The organism is Paenibacillus sacheonensis, assembly GCF_009909195.1.
Lineage (GTDB): Bacteria > Bacillota > Bacilli > Paenibacillales > Paenibacillaceae > Paenibacillus_Z > Paenibacillus_Z sacheonensis.
This window is the reverse complement of sequence record NZ_JAAAMU010000020.1, coordinates 71,295-90,158: the sequence shown is the minus strand read 5'-3', so window position 1 is coordinate 90,158 and position 18,864 is coordinate 71,295. Positions and strand designations below refer to the sequence as shown.

The 18,864-nt window shown below is 57.8% G+C and carries 17 protein-coding genes; 13 read left to right on the top strand and 4 right to left on the bottom strand.

The window, feature by feature from the left end; genetic code table 11:
• The first annotated feature begins 424 nt into the window (after window positions 1-424).
• Complete coding sequence (locus GT003_RS26625; protein WP_161703731.1) at window positions 425-1,945, top strand: stalk domain-containing protein; 1,521 nt, start codon at window positions 425-427, stop codon at window positions 1,943-1,945.
• A 219-nt stretch (window positions 1,946-2,164) separates the two neighbouring features.
• Here the strand turns inward: GT003_RS26625 and GT003_RS26620 are convergent, their stop codons facing one another.
• Together GT003_RS26620 and GT003_RS26615 are read right to left on the bottom strand one after the other, a co-directional pair.
• Complete coding sequence (locus GT003_RS26620) at window positions 2,165-3,757, bottom strand: response regulator (protein ID WP_161703729.1); 1,593 nt, start codon at window positions 3,755-3,757, stop codon at window positions 2,165-2,167.
• A gap of 6 nt (window positions 3,758-3,763) precedes the next feature.
• Window positions 3,764-5,503, bottom strand: coding sequence for a sensor histidine kinase (locus GT003_RS26615; protein WP_161703727.1), 1,740 nt, complete (start codon window positions 5,501-5,503; stop codon window positions 3,764-3,766).
• A gap of 327 nt (window positions 5,504-5,830) precedes the next feature.
• Here GT003_RS26615 and GT003_RS26610 point away from each other — a divergent pair, with 327 nt between their 5' ends.
• The 7 genes from GT003_RS26610 to GT003_RS26580 all read left to right on the top strand — a co-directional run bounded on the left by GT003_RS26610 (window position 5,831) and on the right by GT003_RS26580 (window position 14,503).
• Window positions 5,831-6,760 carry an ABC transporter permease gene (locus GT003_RS26610; protein ID WP_161703725.1) on the top strand — a complete coding sequence of 310 codons (930 nt, stop codon included), beginning with the start codon at window positions 5,831-5,833 and terminating at the stop codon, window positions 6,758-6,760.
• A gap of 22 nt (window positions 6,761-6,782) precedes the next feature.
• Window positions 6,783-7,697 (top strand): carbohydrate ABC transporter permease, encoded by a 915-nt coding sequence (locus GT003_RS26605; protein WP_161703723.1) that lies wholly within the window; start codon window positions 6,783-6,785, stop codon window positions 7,695-7,697.
• Window positions 7,698-7,773: 76 nt separating this feature from the next.
• A complete protein-coding gene (locus GT003_RS26600) occupies window positions 7,774-9,423 on the top strand; it encodes an extracellular solute-binding protein (RefSeq protein WP_204798986.1) in 1,650 nt (549 codons plus the stop codon).
• 118 nt (window positions 9,424-9,541) lie between these two features.
• Window positions 9,542-10,369, top strand: a complete 828-nt coding sequence (locus tag GT003_RS26595; protein ID WP_161703721.1) for a ThuA domain-containing protein — start codon at window positions 9,542-9,544, stop codon at window positions 10,367-10,369.
• Entirely contained in the window at window positions 10,366-11,490 is a 1,125-nt protein-coding gene (locus GT003_RS26590; RefSeq protein WP_161703719.1) for a Gfo/Idh/MocA family protein, read from the top strand. The genes GT003_RS26595 and GT003_RS26590 overlap by 4 nt, the downstream gene beginning before the upstream one ends.
• A 261-nt stretch (window positions 11,491-11,751) precedes the next feature.
• The gene (locus GT003_RS26585; protein WP_161703717.1) at window positions 11,752-12,333 is read left to right on the top strand and encodes a hypothetical protein; all 582 of its coding nucleotides are present in this window, start codon (window positions 11,752-11,754) and stop codon (window positions 12,331-12,333) included.
• A gap of 304 nt (window positions 12,334-12,637) precedes the next feature.
• Window positions 12,638-14,503 carry an RICIN domain-containing protein gene (locus GT003_RS26580; RefSeq protein WP_161703715.1) on the top strand — a complete coding sequence of 622 codons (1,866 nt, stop codon included), beginning with the start codon at window positions 12,638-12,640 and terminating at the stop codon, window positions 14,501-14,503.
• A 97-nt stretch (window positions 14,504-14,600) separates the two neighbouring features.
• Here the strand turns inward: GT003_RS26580 and hxlR are convergent, their stop codons facing one another.
• Entirely contained in the window at window positions 14,601-14,969 is a 369-nt protein-coding gene (gene hxlR, locus GT003_RS26575) for a transcriptional activator HxlR (RefSeq protein WP_161703713.1), read from the bottom strand.
• 153 nt (window positions 14,970-15,122) lie between these two features.
• On the opposite strand from hxlR, the gene hxlA reads away from it, so the two are divergent.
• From hxlA to GT003_RS26550, 5 genes are all read left to right on the top strand, one after another.
• Window positions 15,123-15,755, top strand: coding sequence for a 3-hexulose-6-phosphate synthase (gene hxlA / locus GT003_RS26570; RefSeq protein WP_161703711.1), 633 nt, complete (start codon window positions 15,123-15,125; stop codon window positions 15,753-15,755).
• A gap of 6 nt (window positions 15,756-15,761) precedes the next feature.
• Window positions 15,762-16,328 (top strand): 6-phospho-3-hexuloisomerase, encoded by a 567-nt coding sequence (gene hxlB / locus GT003_RS26565; RefSeq protein WP_161703709.1) that lies wholly within the window; start codon window positions 15,762-15,764, stop codon window positions 16,326-16,328.
• Window positions 16,329-16,642: 314 nt separating this feature from the next.
• The gene (locus GT003_RS26560; protein WP_161703707.1) at window positions 16,643-17,194 is read left to right on the top strand and encodes a glutathione peroxidase; all 552 of its coding nucleotides are present in this window, start codon (window positions 16,643-16,645) and stop codon (window positions 17,192-17,194) included.
• Between the two features lie 178 nt (window positions 17,195-17,372).
• The gene (locus GT003_RS26555) at window positions 17,373-17,600 is read left to right on the top strand and encodes a hypothetical protein (RefSeq protein ID WP_161703705.1); all 228 of its coding nucleotides are present in this window, start codon (window positions 17,373-17,375) and stop codon (window positions 17,598-17,600) included.
• A gap of 83 nt (window positions 17,601-17,683) precedes the next feature.
• Window positions 17,684-18,205, top strand: a complete 522-nt coding sequence (locus GT003_RS26550; protein WP_161703703.1) for a hypothetical protein — start codon at window positions 17,684-17,686, stop codon at window positions 18,203-18,205.
• Window positions 18,206-18,330: 125 nt separating this feature from the next.
• Here the strand turns inward: GT003_RS26550 and GT003_RS26545 are convergent, their stop codons facing one another.
• Window positions 18,331-18,810 carry an NTTRR-F1 domain gene (locus tag GT003_RS26545; RefSeq protein ID WP_161703702.1) on the bottom strand — a complete coding sequence of 160 codons (480 nt, stop codon included), beginning with the start codon at window positions 18,808-18,810 and terminating at the stop codon, window positions 18,331-18,333.
• Window positions 18,811-18,864 lie beyond the last annotated feature (54 nt).

Below are 18,864 nucleotides of genomic sequence, written 5' to 3'. Positions count from 1 at the left end.
GATAAGTGCAATTATGCAACTAATTTATACCATTTAAGCTTCCAATCATTAAATAAGTGCAAACAAGCACTTATTTAGCCTGCAAAAGCGATATTGGAGGGTAAGCGTGCGGAATAGATGCTTAACTGCACTTATTTTTTTGCGGAGGACCAATTTTTAATTATTAAGTGCATAATTGCACTTATTTTTCGTGGAGAGCGAATTCTCAGGTCCTAAGTGCTTATCGATGCTTATTTTCGTAGTGATCGATTTGCGAGCCATGAATGAACATGTGCACCGATATAATCAGCCTTCTCTCGCCTTGCCAAGCACAATGAACGGGAGGCCTGACGACAGCTTGCAACTATTCCCAAATTCGGCGCGTTATAACAGTGGCTGACAAGCACCGTCATCTCATTCCGTAAAGGAATAAAGGAGCGACCCTATGATGAGAAAACGTTACTATTTATTGCTAATGGCGATCTGTACGATCGCATCTTCGGTCTTCGTCGCCGGCCCGTCTGCCGCGGAGGCAGCGACCGCCTCCAAGATCGCGGACTTCGATTCCGCCTCGCTCATTCGCGCGGACGGCACGTATTGGGTGTGGGGAAACAACCGCCCGGTACCGACGCAAATTCAGGCCTTATCCGATGTAGAGGCTGCCTTTCCAGGGAATTTAGTCATGAAAAAGGACGGAAGCGTATGGAACTGGCTCCCGATTTCCACCGGGTTTCGCGTAGATCCCGTGAAGGGGGTCGAGCGGCTGTCCTCGGTTCAGGATGAATGGAATTACATCATTGCCGTGGAAGAGAGCGGCGACGTGGCGGTTATCCCCCGGGATACGGGCTTCGTGGTTCCGGATGCGACGATAGCAGTGGACGGAATCGATAACGTGGAGAAAGTCAGCGGTTACTACGAGCGTCCGGAGTACAAGCGTTATTTGTTATTTCTGAAGAAGGACGGCACCTTGTGGGGCAGCGCCCCGTCGGAGGATAACATGCTGTCAGGCTTAGAGTCCGTCGCAGGCATGGATCACGTCGTCGATATCGCGGGCAATCTCGCCTTGAAGAATGACGGGTCGGTATGGGCGATGTCGGCGCCCGAATCGGCGGGGGCATCCGCTGCAGGAGCTTCGCCGCGGCTGATCGCCACCAAGATGCGAGAGCTGGCCGGCATCGTCCGGATCGCGACGAACGACAGGTCCAATCTTGCGGTCGATAAGCTGGGGCATGTATGGTTCTGGGGAGAAACCTTGACGGGCATGACCGACGGCACGGTTACGTACGAGCACCCGGTTCCGACGGAACTAACGACGGTCAAAGATGCACGGGACGTCGCCATCGTCGAGCGTTCGCTCATCGTCTTGACCGCGGACGGTACCGTAACGGGGACGTCGATCGACCGCGAAACGATGCCGGCCAATCCGGTCTTCCGAAAGATGGCGACCGGGATGGTCCGCTTGGAGCCCGGCATGCGGCACTTGATCATGCAGAAGGCCGACGGATCCTTGTGGGGTTGGGGCATCAACAAGCAGGCGGAGCTCGGCTATGGGGATTACGAGTTCTCGCACGACGTCCCGGTGCCCGTTCAGAAAGCCGTGACCGTAACCGTCAACGGCGAGCGCGTCGCGTTAATGAACGGCGTTATTATTCGCAGCGACCAAGCGTTTATTCCCCTGCGCTCCGTATTCGAGAAGCTCGGCGCGGCGGTGACCTGGGACTTCAATTTGAAAATCGCGGCGATCAAGCGGCCCGCGGGCCAGCCTGCCGGCAGCGCCGCGACGACGATTACGATGAACTTTCAAACCGGCGCGCTGATGCTGAACGGCGCGAAGATTACGCTGAAGCAGACGCCTTTCATCGAGAACGGCACGACGTATCCCCCGCTGCGCTTCATCAGCGAATCGCTGGGCGCGCAGGTCGCGTGGGACGCGAACGCCGACCTGATCACGATTCAAGAACAATAGGCGCGAAGAGCAGGCACAGCAGCAGTCCCATCCGATAGCGAGCGGGGATGCCATGTAACGAACGCGCCCCATCGCAGCCCCAAACCAAACCGAATAGGCTCCCCTCGGCGCAGTCAGGCGAATTCCGATGACCGCTGCTCCGAGGGGAGCCTTTAGTATGTCCATTCAACGCCGCCGCGCGACAGGCGGGTTCGAGACAAGGCCGGCGCGTCACGGCCGCTACTTCGATTGCTTAAACTCGTTCGGCGTCACGCCCGTCTCCTGTTTGAACACCTTGGCGAAATACGAATAGTTGGCATAGCCGACCTTCTTGGCCACGGAGAAGACCGACAGGTCCGTCGTGCGGAGCTGCTGCTTGGCGGCCGCGATCCGCGCTTGAATGATGTAGGTGCCTAGCGAGACGCCGGTCTCCTTCTTGAACAAGCGGGCCAGATAGTCCGGATGGAGGTAGACGACGTCGGCGAGGCTGTTGCGCGTCAGATCTTCGCCGCAGTGGGCATGAATGTATTGTTTGATCTCGTCCGCGACGGACTTGGGCTGCTCCGCGAACCTGCGGTACTCCATGGCCGTATTCACCAAGCTTCTCAAGTAGGCCTCCATATCTTCGCAGGAATGCAGCGAATGAGCCAGCAGCTGCTCGTTCGCCCTGCCGGTGTACAGCTGATGCGCCTGGATGCCCTTCGACTTGAGGAAGGCATAGACGAGCTGCATCATGTCGAGCCGGAACAGGCTGAGCACGGAGGTGGTGAATTCGGGCCGCCGCGAGCGTTCGTCCAAATACCGCGTCGTCTCCTCCAGAAACTCGGCCGATCGGCCTTGATCCAGCAGCTCCTCGAGGCGAGCCAGATCCGGCGGGGCGTAGTGACCCTCGGCCGGACGGCGGTACTGCCCCGCGAAGAACACGCCTCCGCGGCGCTTGACCAGCTCCTCGTTCAGCTGAAGCAGCTGTCGGAGAATCGCGCTTACGTCCTCGAGCGTGCCGGAGAGGGCGACGATGCAGCAGGCATCGCTCTTCAGCGAGCGGCATGCTTCATCGATGAACGATGCGCACAGATCAGCCAGCGTTCCGTCATCGGGAGTCCGGTTCCATCGCAGCACGGCGATCCACTGATGCGTCCGATATTCCAAAACCGTCTCCACGGTAAACGCCTCGTCGCCGAACAGCTCGTACAGGACGTTCAGCAGCGCGAAATCGAACAGATTCTTCTCGTCCCTCCCCATACTGCCGTCATGGGGGAAGAGGCTGAACAGCACGGGCTGCACGGTGTCGTCCATGGCATAGCCGAGATGCTGCTCGTCGACGGCGCCGGCGATCTCGGCAGGCTTGATGGGAGAGGAGGCGCTGCCGCTGATCAGCTTCCGCCAGAAATGCTCCAGAATCTTCGCTTGATTCCGCTGCCAATAACGACCCTCCTGGATCGCCCGGTCGTTCTGCTGCTGCTCCTTCGCGCGTTCGACGGCTTTGCGAATAATAAGCATCAGCTTATCGAACTGGATCGGCTTGAGGAAATACTCGAAGCTCCTGAGTTCGATCGCCTTCTGCGCATAATTGAAATCGGCGTAGTTCGTCAGGAAGATGGCCTGCACGTTGTATTGCTCCTCGCGAATCCAAGCCAGCAGCTCGAGGCCGCTGCCCTGCGGCATTTCGATATCGGAGACGAGAATCTGAATATCATGGTGCTTCAGAATCTCGCGCGCCTGAGCGACATTGTTGGCGGTATGCACGTTCTCGATGTCCAGGGAGGCCCAGTCGATCTTCTTCTCCAATGCGGTCACGACGAAGTAATCGTCATCCACGAGCAGTACGTTCATCGGTCGCTACACTCCTTTCCCGGTCTGGTCCGCCGGGGGCTCCGGCAAATACAGGATAATGCAGGCGCCGCCGTTCTCCCCGTTGGCGAAGCGAACGGCGGCTTGTTCGTCGTATAAATAATCCAACCGCTGCACGGTGTTCATGATGCCGATCTGCGTCCCGCCCGCCTGATCGAGCGGTTCCCGCTGCTGCAGCTTCGCCAGAATGTCCGTCGCGAAGCCGGGGCCGGTGTCGGCGATGCGGATCGCGGTCACTTCCGCATCCCCTCGCATCTCGCGAGTCACGTCGATCGCGATCAGCGCCTCGTTCTCGCGCGACACCGCGTACTTGATGGCGTTCTCGACGAACGTCTGCAGCACGAGCGGCGGTATCGGCGCGCCAAGCGTCCGCTCGTCCTGCGAGATGCGATAAACGAAGGAGTTGCGGTAACGGTTCTTCTGAATCTCGAGATAGATCCGCACATGCTCGAGCTCGTCCTCGAGGCGTACGAAGTTCTGGCCATGCTGAAAAATATACCGGAAATAAGCCGACGTGGACAACGCCATCTGCTGGATCTCCTCGTCCATGCCCATTTGCGCCATGCTGTGAATGGTCGTCAGGCAGTTCAGGAAGAAATGCGGTTTGATCTGCAGCTTCATATAATCCAGCTGAATCCGCTGCTTCTCGATCTCCCGTTCGTAGATGTCGATCTTGTAAGCCTTGATCTGCTTCACGAGCGTGCGGAATTGCTTGTTCGCCTTCTCCAGCTCGACGATCTTGCTGCTCTGGATGTCGATCGGTTCGCCTTCCGCGGTCCACAGGTTCAAGTTGTAGGAGAAGCTCTTGATCGGCTGCAGCACGTTGTTCTTGAAGTAGAGCAGCAGGAAGCACAGGCTGGAGGCGATGATGACGGCCAAGAGCACGATAAGCAGCTGGGCGATCATGATTTTCTCGAAGGCGCCGAATTGGATGACGAGCTGCACGTTGAAGGACGCGTTCGTGAAGTCGCCCGTTACCGTCGTCTTGGCTTGGAGCAGATTCGGCAGCAGCGGATGCTTCGGTCGAAGATCCAGCAGCTTGCCTTTGTTCGAGATCGGATTGGTGATGCGCTCGCCGTCCTCGCTCGTGAGGGAGGCGTACCCCTTCTCGCCCAGATTGGTCTGGCGCAGCGGCCGGATCAGATCGTCCGCCGAGATCAGGCAGATCAGATAGCTGTCATGGTAAGGCACGATGTTCATGATGTAGGATTTGCCCGCCAGCTGGACGGTCGACCACCAGGAGTAGAGCTTCTCGTAATACACTTTGTCCTTGATGTAGAGGCCGACCTGCTCCTGCAGCGCTTGGTATTCCATATACGTCATGCCCATGGGGGCGATGTTCTGCAAGTAATTCTTCTTATCGAAGTAGAGGAAGAAGTTGTACTGTTCGCCGTGGCCTTTCTGCAGCTCGACGAACCGCCGGTACAGCGTCCGGTTCGCTTTCAGAAATTCCGCCTCGTCTGGCGTATGCGCATTCATGATCGTGACGTTCTCGTCGTTGGCCAGCGTCCAGCCCATGAAGTGGTTGATGTACGAGAAGTCGCTGTTGATCCGGTTGATGTAGAGATACGCCGTATCCCGCAAATCCCGGGCCGATTGCTGCTTGACGATCGTAATCGACGCGAAGCTGAGGATGAAATCCAAGATCAGCGCGGAGAACGAGATAATCAGGATGATTCTGACATAATGCTGGATCGGTTGCAGCTTGTCCTCCGTTTGTCGTGCCATAATGCCCCCGAGCTTCCCCTCTCAGCCGGCCTGGAGCCGCCGAATTCCACTAGCTTCGTCTGACTATTATAATGCCGATGGCCTAAAATACAAGCCGGAAACCGCCGCCAAATGCCGAATGTCCGGAATGTGCAGGCAAAAAGTCTGGATTCGAATGCGAACGCCCGCGTATTCGTCCGCGGAGGTCCGGATGCTGCCTCGCCGTCCGCGGAAAAGTCCGTTTTGCGTCCGAATGAGGTCCAGCGGGTAACAGGATGCCCCGCGTATACTGAGGACATCGGAACGAAGCGGCATGCTCGTTCATAGCGCAAAAGGGGGCTTCACGCATTGATCAACACGCAACCAAGCGGAAATCTGCAGCGGACATACGCGCGGATCAGCCGGAACTGGGGGTTATACGTCCTGCTGCTGCCGGCCGTCGTGCTGCTGCTGTGCTTCACGTATAAGCCGATGTACGGCGTCATCATCGCGTTCAAGGATTTCAATCCCGTAGCGGGTATCATGGGCAGTCCGTGGGCGGGCTTCAAGTATTTCGAGAAATATTTTCACTCCTACCAATTCTCCGTCACGATCAAGAACACGCTCATCATTAGTCTGTACAGCTTCGCGACGTTTCCGATTCCGATCTTGTTCGCGCTCCTGGTGAACCAGCTGCGGGCAGGCAAGTTCAAACGGGTCTTCCAGACGGTGACGTACATGCCGCATTTCATCTCCACGGTGGTGGTCGTCGGCTTGATGATGATGCTGCTCTCGCCCGGCAACGGGCTGATCGGCAGCATTTACCGCTTGTTCGGCGCCGAGGCGCCTAATCTGATGGGCTCCGCGGGGCTGTTCAGCAGCGTCTACGTCTGGTCGGACGTCTGGCAGCACATGGGCTGGGACAGCATCATCTACATCGCGGCGCTGTCCTCGGTCGATCCGAGCTTGTACGAGGCGGCGACGGTAGACGGGGCGGGGCGCTGGCATAAGGTCCGTTACATTGACATTCCGATGCTGATTCCGACGGCGATTACGCTGCTCATCCTGCGGGTCGGCGGGCTGCTCGGCGTCGGTTTCGAGAAAGTGTATCTCATGCAAAACAACCTGAACATCTCCGGCAGCGAGGTCATCTCGACGTACGTGTACAAGATCGGCCTCATCAGCTCGCAGTACAGCTTCTCGGCGGCGATCAATCTGTTCAACACGGTCATTAATTTCGCGCTGCTGCTGCTGGTCAACTGGGTATCCAGAAAATATTCCGAGCACAGTCTCTGGTAAACGGGAGGGGGGCACGAACGAGATGGACGCATCAACGAAAATAACCGTGCGGCAGTCCGGAAAACCGGTTTCAAGCGACAAGGCGCTGGAGACGCTGCTGTACATTTGGGCCGCCTTCGTGCTATTGATTGTGGTATACCCGCTTTATTTTATCGTCATCGCGTCCTTCAGCGATCCGTCCGCGGTCGGGAACGGCAAGGTGTGGCTGCTTCCGAGCGGCTTCACGCTCGACGGGTACAAGGAATTGCTGAAGCACAGCAATATATGGGTCGGCTATCGCAATACGATCCTGTACACGGTGGTCGGTACCGCGATCGGACTGGCCGTCAACATCTCGGCCGGGTACGCGCTGTCGCGGCGGGATCTGGTCGGCCGCAAGGCGCTTTCCCTATTCTTCATCTTCACGATGTTTTTTAACGGCGGACTGATTCCGACGTTTCTGACCATTCGCGATTTTCATCTGTACGATACCTTTCTCGTCATGGTGCTGCCGTTCTCGGTCGCGGTGTTCGACATTATCGTAGCCCGCACGTTCTTCCGTACGAGCATCCCGGCCGAGTTGTGGGAAGCGGCGCAAATCGACGGCTGCGGCAATCTGCGTTTCTACGTGCAGGTCGTCCTGCCGCTGTCCAAGGCGGTCATCTCCGTGCTGGCGCTGTGGTTCGCGGTGGGCCAGTGGAATGCGTATTTCAACGCGCTGATCTACTTGCAGGATAAGAACCTGTTCCCGCTGCAGCTCATCCTCCGGGATATTCTGATCACGAACCAAATGCAGAACGCCCTGGGTACCGGGGAAGCAGCGCAGATCGCGCTGCGGCTGGCCAATTTGCTTCGCTACTCCGTGATCATCGTCTCCACGCTGCCGATCATCTGCTTCTACCCGTTCGTGCAGAAGTATTTTAACAAGGGGGTGATGATCGGCGCGGTGAAGGAATAAGGTCCTGCGCGATGGTCAAGGAATGAAGGCAAGGGAACGCAATCTAACCAATTCATTCATAGGGGGATTCAAAGAAATGGCAAACGCATCGAAGCGCGGCACATTCCGCATGCTGTCCAGCCTGGCCTTGGTGTCCGTGCTCGGCACGACCGTATTGGCAGGCTGCGGCAACAACAGCGATAACGGCAATGCAGGCGGCAATACAGGCTCGGCGAACGGCGGCAGCAAGACGGAGGACAGCAATTTCCACCAAGAAGGACTTCCGATCGTCGATCAGCCGATCACCCTGAACGTGCTGACGATCCGGTGGGGAAGCATGGGCGATACGTTCACGAAGAATGCCTGGCTGCAGGAGCTCGAGAAACAGACGAACGTCAAGATCAACTGGCAGGTCGTCTCGTCCAATGATTGGGGCGATCAGAAATCCGTCATGCTGGCGAGCGGCAAGCTGCCGGACGTCATTATCGGCGACATCGCGTTCACGAATGCCGATATCGTCAACAACCTGGGCATCTTCCGTCCGCTGGACGAGTACATCGAGAAAGACATGCCGAACCTGAAGGCCGCCATGGCGGAGTCGCCGGAGCTGAAGAAGCTGAGCACGTTCCCGGATGGCAAGATTTACTCGATGCCCGCGCGTCTGCCGTCCCGTCCGGTATCTTCCGTGCAGCCGGTCATCAACAAGCAGTGGCTGGATAAGCTGGGACTGAAGGAGCCGACGACGATCGACGAGCTGTACACCGTGCTGAAAGCGTTCAAGGAGCAGGATCCGAACGGCAACGGCAAAGCGGACGAAATTCCGTACAGCGATTCGGGCGATCTGGACATGAACTTCCTCGCGCCGTTCGGCATCACGGATCTCCGCGCGAACCATATGGTCGTCAAGGACGGCAAGACCGAGTACTTCCCGACGTCCGAAGCGTACAAGGCCGGCATGGAATGGGCGCATAAGCTGTATGCCGAAGGCTTGATCGACAAAGAAACGTTCACGCAGGACAACACGATGCTGACGGCGAAACGCCAAAATCCGGATGCGTCGCTGATCGGCTTCACGTACCAATGGACGCCGGACGCCGTGTTCGGTCCATGGAGCAAGGAGTACGAGGCCATCGCGCCGATCGCCGGCCCGGACGGCAAGAAGTACCAGCTCGGCGAACCGAACGGCATGAGCTACCGCCGCAACGAAGTGCTGATCACGACGACGAACAAATATCCGGACGTGACTGCCCGCTGGGCGGACCAGTTCTATACGGGCGAAGCGAGCATCCAGAACTTCTGGGGCGCGATCGGCACGACGATCAAGAAAGAAAGCGACGGCACGTATACGCTGATGGATCCACCGGACGGCACGAGCGCGGACGCTTGGTACTGGGACGGTTCGCTGCGCGACTTCGGACCGAAATACGCGAGCCCCGAGTTCGAGAAGAACATCAAGCTTGATCCGACCAGCGGCGACGGCCTGAAGCTGCAGCTCGACAACCTGGGCAAGGAATTCGTGACGGAGCCGTTCCCGGACGTCATGTACACCTCCGAGGAATACGCGGACCTACCGACGCTTACGACGGATATCGACAGCTACATCGCGAGCACCCGCGCCAAGTGGATCACCAAAGGCGGCATCGCCGAAGAGTGGGACGGCTACGTCAAGAAGCTGAACGAAATGGGCCTCGAGAAGCTGGTCAAAATCTACAACGACGCCTTCGCGCGTTACCAAGAATTGAAATAGGCATGCCTGCTGCCCCGCAGACTTTCTGCGGGGCAGATTTATGGGACGATGCGGCATGGGCATGCGCGTGACGGGCAGTTCCGACTAGCATCATCGGGAGACGGGGAGGACGAAGATTATGAATAAGACAGCGACGAGCGAGACACCGGGAGCTGCGGCAAGCGCGAATGAGGCAAGCGGAGTTACGGCCCCGGCCTTGCGGGTGACCGTTTGGAACGAGAACCGCCATGAGAAGCAGAATCCGAAAGTAAGCGAAATTTACCCGGACGGGATTCATGCCGCGATCGCTGGCTTCCTGACCGAAGCGGGCATGCTTGCCGGGACGGCGACGCTGGATGAGCCGGAGCACGGACTGACGGACGAGGTGCTGGATACGACGGATGTGCTGATCTGGTGGGGACACTTGGCGCACGGCGAAGTAAGGGACGATATCGTGGCGAAGGTACAGCGGCGCGTCTTGGACGGCATGGGTCTCATCGTGCTTCACTCGGGGCATTATTCGAAAATTTTCCAAGCGCTCATGGGCACGAGCTGCGCCTTGAAGTGGCGCGAGGCGGACGAGAAGGAGCGTCTGTGGGTGGTCGCGCCCGCGCATCCGATTGCGGCGGGCATTGGGGAATTCATCGAGCTGGAGCGCGAGGAAATGTACGGCGAGCATTTCGATATCCCGGCGCCGGATGAGCTGGTGTTCGCCAGCTGGTTCGAGGGCGGGGAGGTGTTCCGCAGCGGCTGCGCGTATGCGAGGGGCGGCGGCAAAGTCTTTTATTTCCGCCCGGGGCACGAGACGTATCCGACGTATTGGCACAAGGACATTCAGCGCGTCATCGTCAATGCGGCGAACTGGGCGCGTCCCGTGAAGCGGGAACGTCCGTACCGGGGCAACGCGCAGCCGCTGGAGAAGCTGGCAGCCGGCAGGCAGGTCACGAAGGGAGAGGGACAACAATGAACAAATTTCGTATTGGCTTGATCGGGCTCGGCGGCATGGTGCAGTCGCATATTCGGTGGATTGCCGCCGAAGGGCGATTCGACGTGGTGGCGGTGAGCGACGTGAACGAATCGGCACTGTCGGCCGTCGGCGATCAGCTCGGCATTCCGGCGGAACGGCGGTATGCGGACTTTGCGCGGTTGATCGCCGATCCGGACGTCGACGCGATTTTATCCGTGACGCCGAACCATGTCCACGCGGATATTATGCGGGCATGCCTGGAGGCCGGCAAGCCGTTCCTCGGCGAGAAGCCGTTTACCCGCGTCTTCGAAGAAGCCCCGCCTCTGCTCGCGTTGTATGAGCAGCAGCCGGTTGCGGGCATGATCGGCTTCAGCTACCGGTATACGCCGGCGTTCCGCTACGCGCGGGAGCTGCTGCGGGAAGGGAAGCTGGGCGCCGTGCGGAGCTTCTCGGTCCAATATTTGCAGGACTGGGGATCCGCGTCCCGGGGAACGCCGTATATTTGGCGGTTCAACAAGGACATCACCGGGACCGGTACGCTCGGCGACCTGGGATCGCATATGATCGACTTGGCCCGGTTTCTGTTCGGGGAATTCGCCGAGCTCTCGGCGCAGCTGCAGACGCTCATTCCCGAGCGTCCGGATCCGGCGACCGGCGGGATGGTGAAGATCGAAGTCGACGACTTCGTCAGCTTCCAAGCGCGTATGGCGGGCGGGGAGGTCGGTATCTTCCACTCCTCGCGCAACGCGATCGGTTCCGGCAACCAGCACGAGGTGTCGGTCTACGGCGACGCGGGAACGCTTCACGCCTCGACGCTGAACCCCGACCAGCTGATCTGGATCCGCGAGGAGGCGCCGGGACAGCTCGCGCGGACGGTTCTCGACGTCCCGGCACGCTGCAAGGTGACGCAATACGGGGATTTCCTGGCCATGCTGGACGGCGCCGCGACCGATGGGCTGCCGGATTTCATGGACGGCTACCGCAATCAAGAGGTGTTGGATGCCGTCATCCGCTCGAATGCGGAGAAGCGTACGGTGAGCTTGAGCGGCGAGGCGGCGGAAGCGCCGGCCGGCGCGTCGCTGGATGCGCAGGCGCCGCAGGGTGCCGCGGCGGGAAGCTGAACGCGCCGAGAACGACATGGATGCGAGGTGCGCCGAGAAGCGAACAATGGATGCGAGTTGCGCCGCTGGATGATGGCGCTGGCTCGCGCGAGCTGGCAATTCTGGCTGGCTGGGAAGCGGAAGAACGGAGCAGGTAAGGCTGCTTCGTTCTTTTTTTGTCGTAGAAGAGATGAGGGGAAGTTAGCCCGAAATTGTGCGGTAGAGCAGCTTTTGGAGTCGGGAGAGCCGGAGTTAGCTTGAAATTGTGCAGTAGAGCAGCTTTTGGAAGTAGTAGAGCCGGAGTTAGCCCGAAATTGTGCAATGGTGCAGCTTTTGAAGGTGGAAGAGCCGGAGTTAGCCCGCAATTGTGCAGTAGAGCAGCTTTTGGTGGTGGAAGAGTTTGGGTTAGCTCGAAATTGTGCAGTAGAGCAGCTTTTGGAGGTAAGAGAGGTGAAGTTAGCTAGAAATTGTGCAGTAGAGCAGCTTTTGGAGTCGGGAGAGCCGGAGTTAGCTCGAAATTGTGCAGGAGAGCAGCTTTTGGAAGTAGTAGAGGGGAAGTTAGCCTGCAATTGTGCGGTAGAGCAGCTTTTGGAGGTAGAAGAGCCGGAGTTAGCTCGAAATTGTGCGGTAGAGCAGCTTTTGGAGGTAGAAGAGCCGGAGTTAGCTCGAAATTGTGCAGTAGAGCAGCTTTTGGAGTCGGGAGAGCCGGAGTTAGCTCGAAATTGTGCAGTAGAGCAGCTTTTGGTGGTGGAAGAGTTTGGGTTAGCTCGAAATTGTGCGGTAGAGCAGTTTTTGGAAGAGGTAGTAGAGTCGAAATTGCCGTCCCCGGTTGGCCTACGGCGGGGATTGTCGACTGCTGCTTGATTGTGCATGGTCTCCGCCCGCGGGGGCTTTTTTTAAGTTTGCATGAATGAATCGGGAAACGCTTGCATTTATTGGTATCACGGAGCGGAGGAAGCGGGCCGCGCGAGGGGGAGGCTCCTGCGGATTTATGTAATGGGTTTCACTCCGAATTGGGGCGCCCATAGGGAGCGAAAGCCGCGCCGTTCCTAACGTTGCGCCGGTTGGCGTCGAATGAAACAAAATCCGTCTGCATTTTTTATCCGGATAGGAGGGGTGCCGCATAGTATTGGCAACGTATTTAAGCTAAGAGAGGAACGGTGAATTCATGCGGTTAAGAATCGGAAAGAAAACAGCGGTCACGGCTGCGCTAATCGCCTTCGTCGGAGGCAATTCGCTGTTCGCGCCGTCCGCGCACGCAAGCAACTACACGGCGGTGGTGAACCCCGGCACGCAATTCCAAACCTTCGAAGGCTGGGGGACGTCGCTCGCCTGGTTCGCCAATCGGATCGGCGGCGCGCCGGATGCGGTTCGCAACAGCTACGCGGATAAGCTGTTCGCCAGCAGCGGGCTGAACATGAACATCGTGCGGTACAACATCGGGGGCGGCGAGAATCCCGCGTATCCCAATAACATGGAGCTGCGGGCGCGCGTGCCCGGTTTTCAGCCGACGCAGGGCACCTACGATTGGACGGCGGACGCCAACCAGCGCTGGTTCCTGCAGGCGGCGAAGTCGCGGATCTCTTCTAGCGAGTTCATTGCGGAGTCGTTCTCGAATTCGCCGCCGTGGTGGATGACGCAGAGCGGCAGCGTGACGGGGAATTATGGCGCAGCGAACAATTTGCGGGACGATATGTACGATGCCTTCGCGGACTATCTCGTGACGGTGAACAAGCATTTCAAGGATTACTGGGGCGTGACCTTCCGGACGCTGGAGCCGCTGAACGAGCCGAACGCGAACTGGTGGACGTACGGCAACCGGCAGGAGGGGGCGCATTTTGACCGGAACAAGCAGGAGATCATCATCCAGAAAGTCGCGAATCTGCTCACGACGCAAGGCTCGCCGACCAAGGTAAGCGCTTCGGACGAGACGAGTATCGATGACGGGCGCGACACGATCAACAGCTTCTCCGCGACGACCAAGAACGCGATCTGGCAGTACAACGTGCATACGTACGGCGGCAGCGATCGGGTCGGTTTCAATACGGCGGCGGCCGGCAAGAACATCTGGATGTCCGAGCACGGCGACGGCGACGCCTCCGGCATGGAGATGGCACGCTCCATCGTGTACGACCTGCGCTACATGAAGAATACGGGCTGGGTCTACTGGCAGGCGGTCGACGGCGGCGGCTGGGGACTGATGGACGTGAACGACCTGAACGATCCGAGCTCGAATTTCACGGCGGTGACCAATAAGAAATACTACGCGCTGGCGCAGTGGAGCAAGTTCATCCGCCCAGGCTACAAGATCATCGACATCGGAGACGGCAACTCCATCGCCGCGTACGACACGGTATCCAAGAACCTCGTCATCGTCACGTTGAACGATTCCAGCAGCTCCAATACGGTGACCTATGATCTGTCGGCGTTCTCCTCCATCACGGGGTCGGTGACTGGCTACCAGACGGTCACGTCCACGAGCGATAATTTGGCGCCGATCTCGGGGCTGACGCTGACCAACAAAACGTTCCAACGTACGATTCCGGCGCAGTCCACGGCCACGTTCGTCATTTCGGGCGCGAACTATACGCCGCAGCAGCCGATCGACACGTCGGCGTATTACAAAATCGTCAACCGCAACAGCGGCAAGCTTCTCGATGTGACGGGCAGCTCGACGGCGCTAGGAGCAGCGCTCGTACAGAATACGGGAGGCAGCAATTACAGCCAGCAATGGCAGTTCGTCGATGCGGGGAGCGGCTATTACAAGCTGAAGAACCGCGGCAGCGGGCAGCTCGCGGACGTCAATAATGCCTCGCAGAACGACGGGATGCAGATCATCCAGTATTCGGACAATGGCGGCGCGAATCAGCAGTGGAAAATAACCGATGCCGGCGGCGGGTACGTGAAGCTCTTCAACAAGAACAGCAATAAGCTAATGGACGTAAGCTCGGAATCGACCGCGGACGGGGCCGCGATCATTCAGTATACGGATCATGGCGGGAATAATCAGCAGTGGCAGCTGGTGAAGCAGTAACGGGGTAGATATCTTTCCTCGATAAGAAGGCCCGGCAGTCATTGACTGCCGGGCCGACTTGTTTTGCGTATTTTCCGTATTTGCGTATGCAGCCGTTCTACAGCGTAAAGTCACCCTTGATCTCCACTTTATCTTTGACGACCGTTTCCATATAGGTTTTGCCCCAGCTGTACATCGCCTCGAGAATCGGCATAAGGCTCGTCCCAAGCTCGGTCAACGAGTATTCGACTTTAGGCGGCACGACGGGATAGACGTTCCGGTGCACGATGAGGTCGTCCTCCAGCTCGCGCAGCTGGCTGACGAGCATGCGCTGCGTAATGTCCGGGATCAGCGTCTTCAGCTCGCCGAAACGCTTGGTGCCTTCTTTGCCGAGATGCCAGAGAATCAGCATTTTCCATTTGCCGCCGATGACGGACAGCGTCAGTTCCTTCTCGCAGTTGAACGATTTTTCATCCAGATGTCCCATGATCGCAACCTCCTCCGACCCTCATTATAGTTCACGGTATACTTTTAAGCACTAGATAAGAAAAAAGTGCGTACTACCCTTCTTGCAGGCATGGGGCTATACTAGCACCGAACCGGAAATGCATGCAAACATGGAGAAGGAGCGGATAAAATAATGAAACTTCAATTGGCTTTGGACTTGGTGGACATTCCGGGCGCGAAGGCGCTGGTGAAGGAAGTCGAGTCGTTTATCGATATCGTGGAAATCGGAACGCCGGTCGTCATTAACGAAGGACTGCGCGCCGTAAAGGAGATCAAGGAGGCTTTTCCGTCTTTGACGGTGCTGGCCGATCTTAAAATCATGGATGCGGGCGACTATGAAGTGATGAAAGCGGCCGAGGCCGGCGCGGACATCATTACGGTGCTGGGCGCTTCCAATGACCGCACGATCGCGGGGGCCGTAAGCGAAGCCCGCAAAACGAACCGTCAGATCATGGTCGACATGATCAACGTCCAGGACATCGAGACGCGGGCCAAGGAAATCGATGCGCTCGGCGTGGACTATATCTGCGTACATACGGGCTACGATCTGCAGGCTGTCGGCCAAAACTCGTTCGCCGATCTGCAGACGATCAAGCGCGTCGTCAAACATGCGAAGGTCGCGATCGCGGGCGGCATCAAGCTGAATACGCTGCAGCAGGTAATCGACGCAAAGCCTGATCTCATCATCGTAGGCGGCGGCATTACCGGCCAGGAAGACCGCCGTGCGGCGGCGTCCGGCATTCGCGAGCTGATCGCGCAAGGGTAACCGGCCATGGGGACGATTCCGACGTATACGACGATGCTGCTGGAGGAGCTGACTGCGGCCTTGAACGGTATTTCGGAGGAGCAGGCCGAAGCATTCATGGAACTGCTGCTCGGCGCGCGGAGAATCTATACGGCGGGCGCGGGGCGCTCCGGCTTCATGACCCGCGCGTTCGCCATGCGGCTGATGCATCTAGGTCTGCCCGCGTATGTGGTAGGCGAGGCAGTAACGCCCGCTCTGGGCGCCGGCGATCTGCTCGTCATCGGTTCGGGATCCGGAGAGACGGGCAGCCTGGCGGCGATGGCAGAGAAGGCGAAGCAGCTAGGAGCTTCGGTGGCGCTCGTGACGGTCGAGCCTTCATCGCGGATTGGCAAACTGGCGGATGCCGTCGTACGGATTCCCGGAGCGACGAAGGCGCTGGCCGACCACGAGGCGAAATCCATCTCGGTCCAGCCGATGGGGTCGCTGTTCGAGCAGGCGCTGCTGCTTTTCCTCGACTCGCTCGTGCTGCGTCTGATGGAGAAGCTTGATTTGACCGCGGAGTCGATGAAGCTTCGGCATGCGAATTTGGAGTAGGATGCAAGGTGCCGGCTACGGGATTGTCGAATAGCGAATAGCCAACCAATAACAATAGCAATTGCATAAGTAATAGCAATAACCAACTGAAATAGCCAACAGCAATAACAGTAACCAATAGCAATGACCAAGGCCGCATTCCCCCTTCGGGGCAAGAAATGCGGCCTTTTTGCATACGCGGAAAGCGGCCGCAGCCGTAATATTGGCGCAGGCTATAGCGTCTATTTGAAACCGATATTAGACCCGCCGCGGCTGCCGGGCTTAAGATGAGTATCACATTTCGGATACAAGACCCGATCGAGGAGGCAGAGTACATGTCCATTTATTCGTATGAGGTCGAAAGCGCGGATCACGGCATAATCCCATTGTCCGATTATCGCGGCAAGGTGCTGCTCATCGTCAATACGGCCAGCCGCTGCGGCTATTCCAAGCATTTCGCAGGTCTTCAGAGGTTGTACGATACCTATCGGGAGCAAGGTTTTGAACTGCTCGGCTTCCCTTGCAACCAATTCAACGCCAAGGAGCCGGACAGCGACGCGGAGCTGCGCGCGTATTGCGAGGACACCTTCGGGATCACGTTCCCGTTTGCGGCGAAGACGGAAGTAACCGGTCCGCGCGCGCATCCGTTGTTCGCTTACCTGACCGGGGAGCTGCCGTTCGAAGGCTTCGATCTGTCGACCGAGAACGGGCGGTGGATGGATTCGTTCGTGCAGACGAAGTACCCGGAGCTGTACGGCGGCAACTGCATCAAGTGGAATTTCACGAAGCTTCTTATCGGCCGCGATGGCCGCCCGGCAGCTAGGTTCGAGACGCCTGTCGAGCCGGAGGAGCTGGCGCCTGCGATCGAAACGTTTTTGAAAAAATAGCTGGAAGAAGCATATTTAAGGATAAGGAATACGCATGGATGGCAATAGATATGCCGTAAATCCGCAAGGAAGCCACGATGATAAACGGTGGCCTCCGCTTCCGAATCAAGGCCCGTTTGTTTGATGTTCGTCCCGAACAGGTAAATAAGAGTACGACATACTTGACGGGGTGATAGGCATGAACGAGTTCGAACGGAACGGGAAATCGATTCGCCAGCAGGGGAAACGCGACAATCCGGAAGGGATTCCGACCGACAAGGAGAGCTTGTTCGACCGCTTCAAGAGCGAACGGACGGTGGACCCGATTCCGGTGGAGGATCTGACGATCGGGCAGCAGGACGAGAAGCGGAAGGATCAGACGAAACAAGATTCCTCCAGCGAACGTAAATATCGTACGGGGATATAGGGAATCTCTTTCGAGCAGGCATGAAGCGCGCCGCCTCGGAACGAGAGAACGACATCCGCCGACAGGTCGAAGGGGGAATCGCAATGCTTCCACGGACGATGCAAGAGCTGGAGCAGGTTCGCAAGTCATGCAAAAAGCTGGTCACCAGAAGGGCGATGCTGTCGGGGACGGCGGCCATGGTGCCGATTCCGGGCACGGACATGCTGGCGGACGTCGGCATGCTGATGCGTCTCATTCCGGATATCAATAAACGGTTCGGTCTCTCGGAGGAGCAGCTGGATGGTCTGGACACGCGGCGCAAGGCCGTCGTTTACAGCATGATCACGTCGGTCGGCAGCCAGCTGATCGGCCATGCGGTAACGCGCAGATTGGTCTTCGCGCTGCTGAAGAAAGCCGCCGCCCGCATCGTGACCAAGAGCACGACGAAGTTCGTACCCGTCATCGGCACGGCGGTCGCCGGCGCGCTCAGCTTCAGCGCGATGAAATACGTCGGGAACAAACAAGTCGACGACTGTTATCGGGTGGCGAAGCGTATGCTCGAGGAGCAGGAGCGCGGGCAGCTTGGCGAACCGATGCTGACGATTGACAGTAAGATCGCAACCTAGCGGCAAAGCAACCCCAAACCCGCTAGCCTTGCTGATCAGGCAATAGAAAAGGGAAGAACAGGACGCGCCTGTTGCTTCCCTTTTTCGCGTGCACGGACCTGTTACCGGCCAGCTGGTGCCAATCATTAGCCAAGATCTAAAGCGGCGTTAAGCAGTTGGACATCATCGACGAACAAGTCTACCGAATTCGCCAGCGAATTGTTCATTATGAAGATTTGCGCCATGGTTGCGCCCGAGAAAGCAGGTTCTACGTTGAAATAAGCCGTTTTCCAGTTGTTCGCCGTGCCATCCGGCAGCCGGGAAGGAATCGCAGCTATGAGTCCCGTGTTCTGATAGACGAAGCCTGTCGTGTAATAGAATACGCAGACAATAACGGACGGCCCAAGACCGGTACCGTTCTTGGACAAAGCGACCATCAACTCGAAGCTGTTGCTGTCCGGCACGCTGACGAACTTGTAGATATAAGAGCCGGATGTTCCGGCGGCAACTTGGGCGGAATTCGAACCTGTATGGCTGTAGGTCGTGTTGAGCGTCGCGCCGGAGTAGGTCCAGCCCGTGAGACCGGATTCGAAACCGCTGTTGGTGACATAATTAACGATGCTCATCGTTATTCCCCCTCATAGTTTTGAATGTGTAGCTACCTCATTCTATGAAGGCTT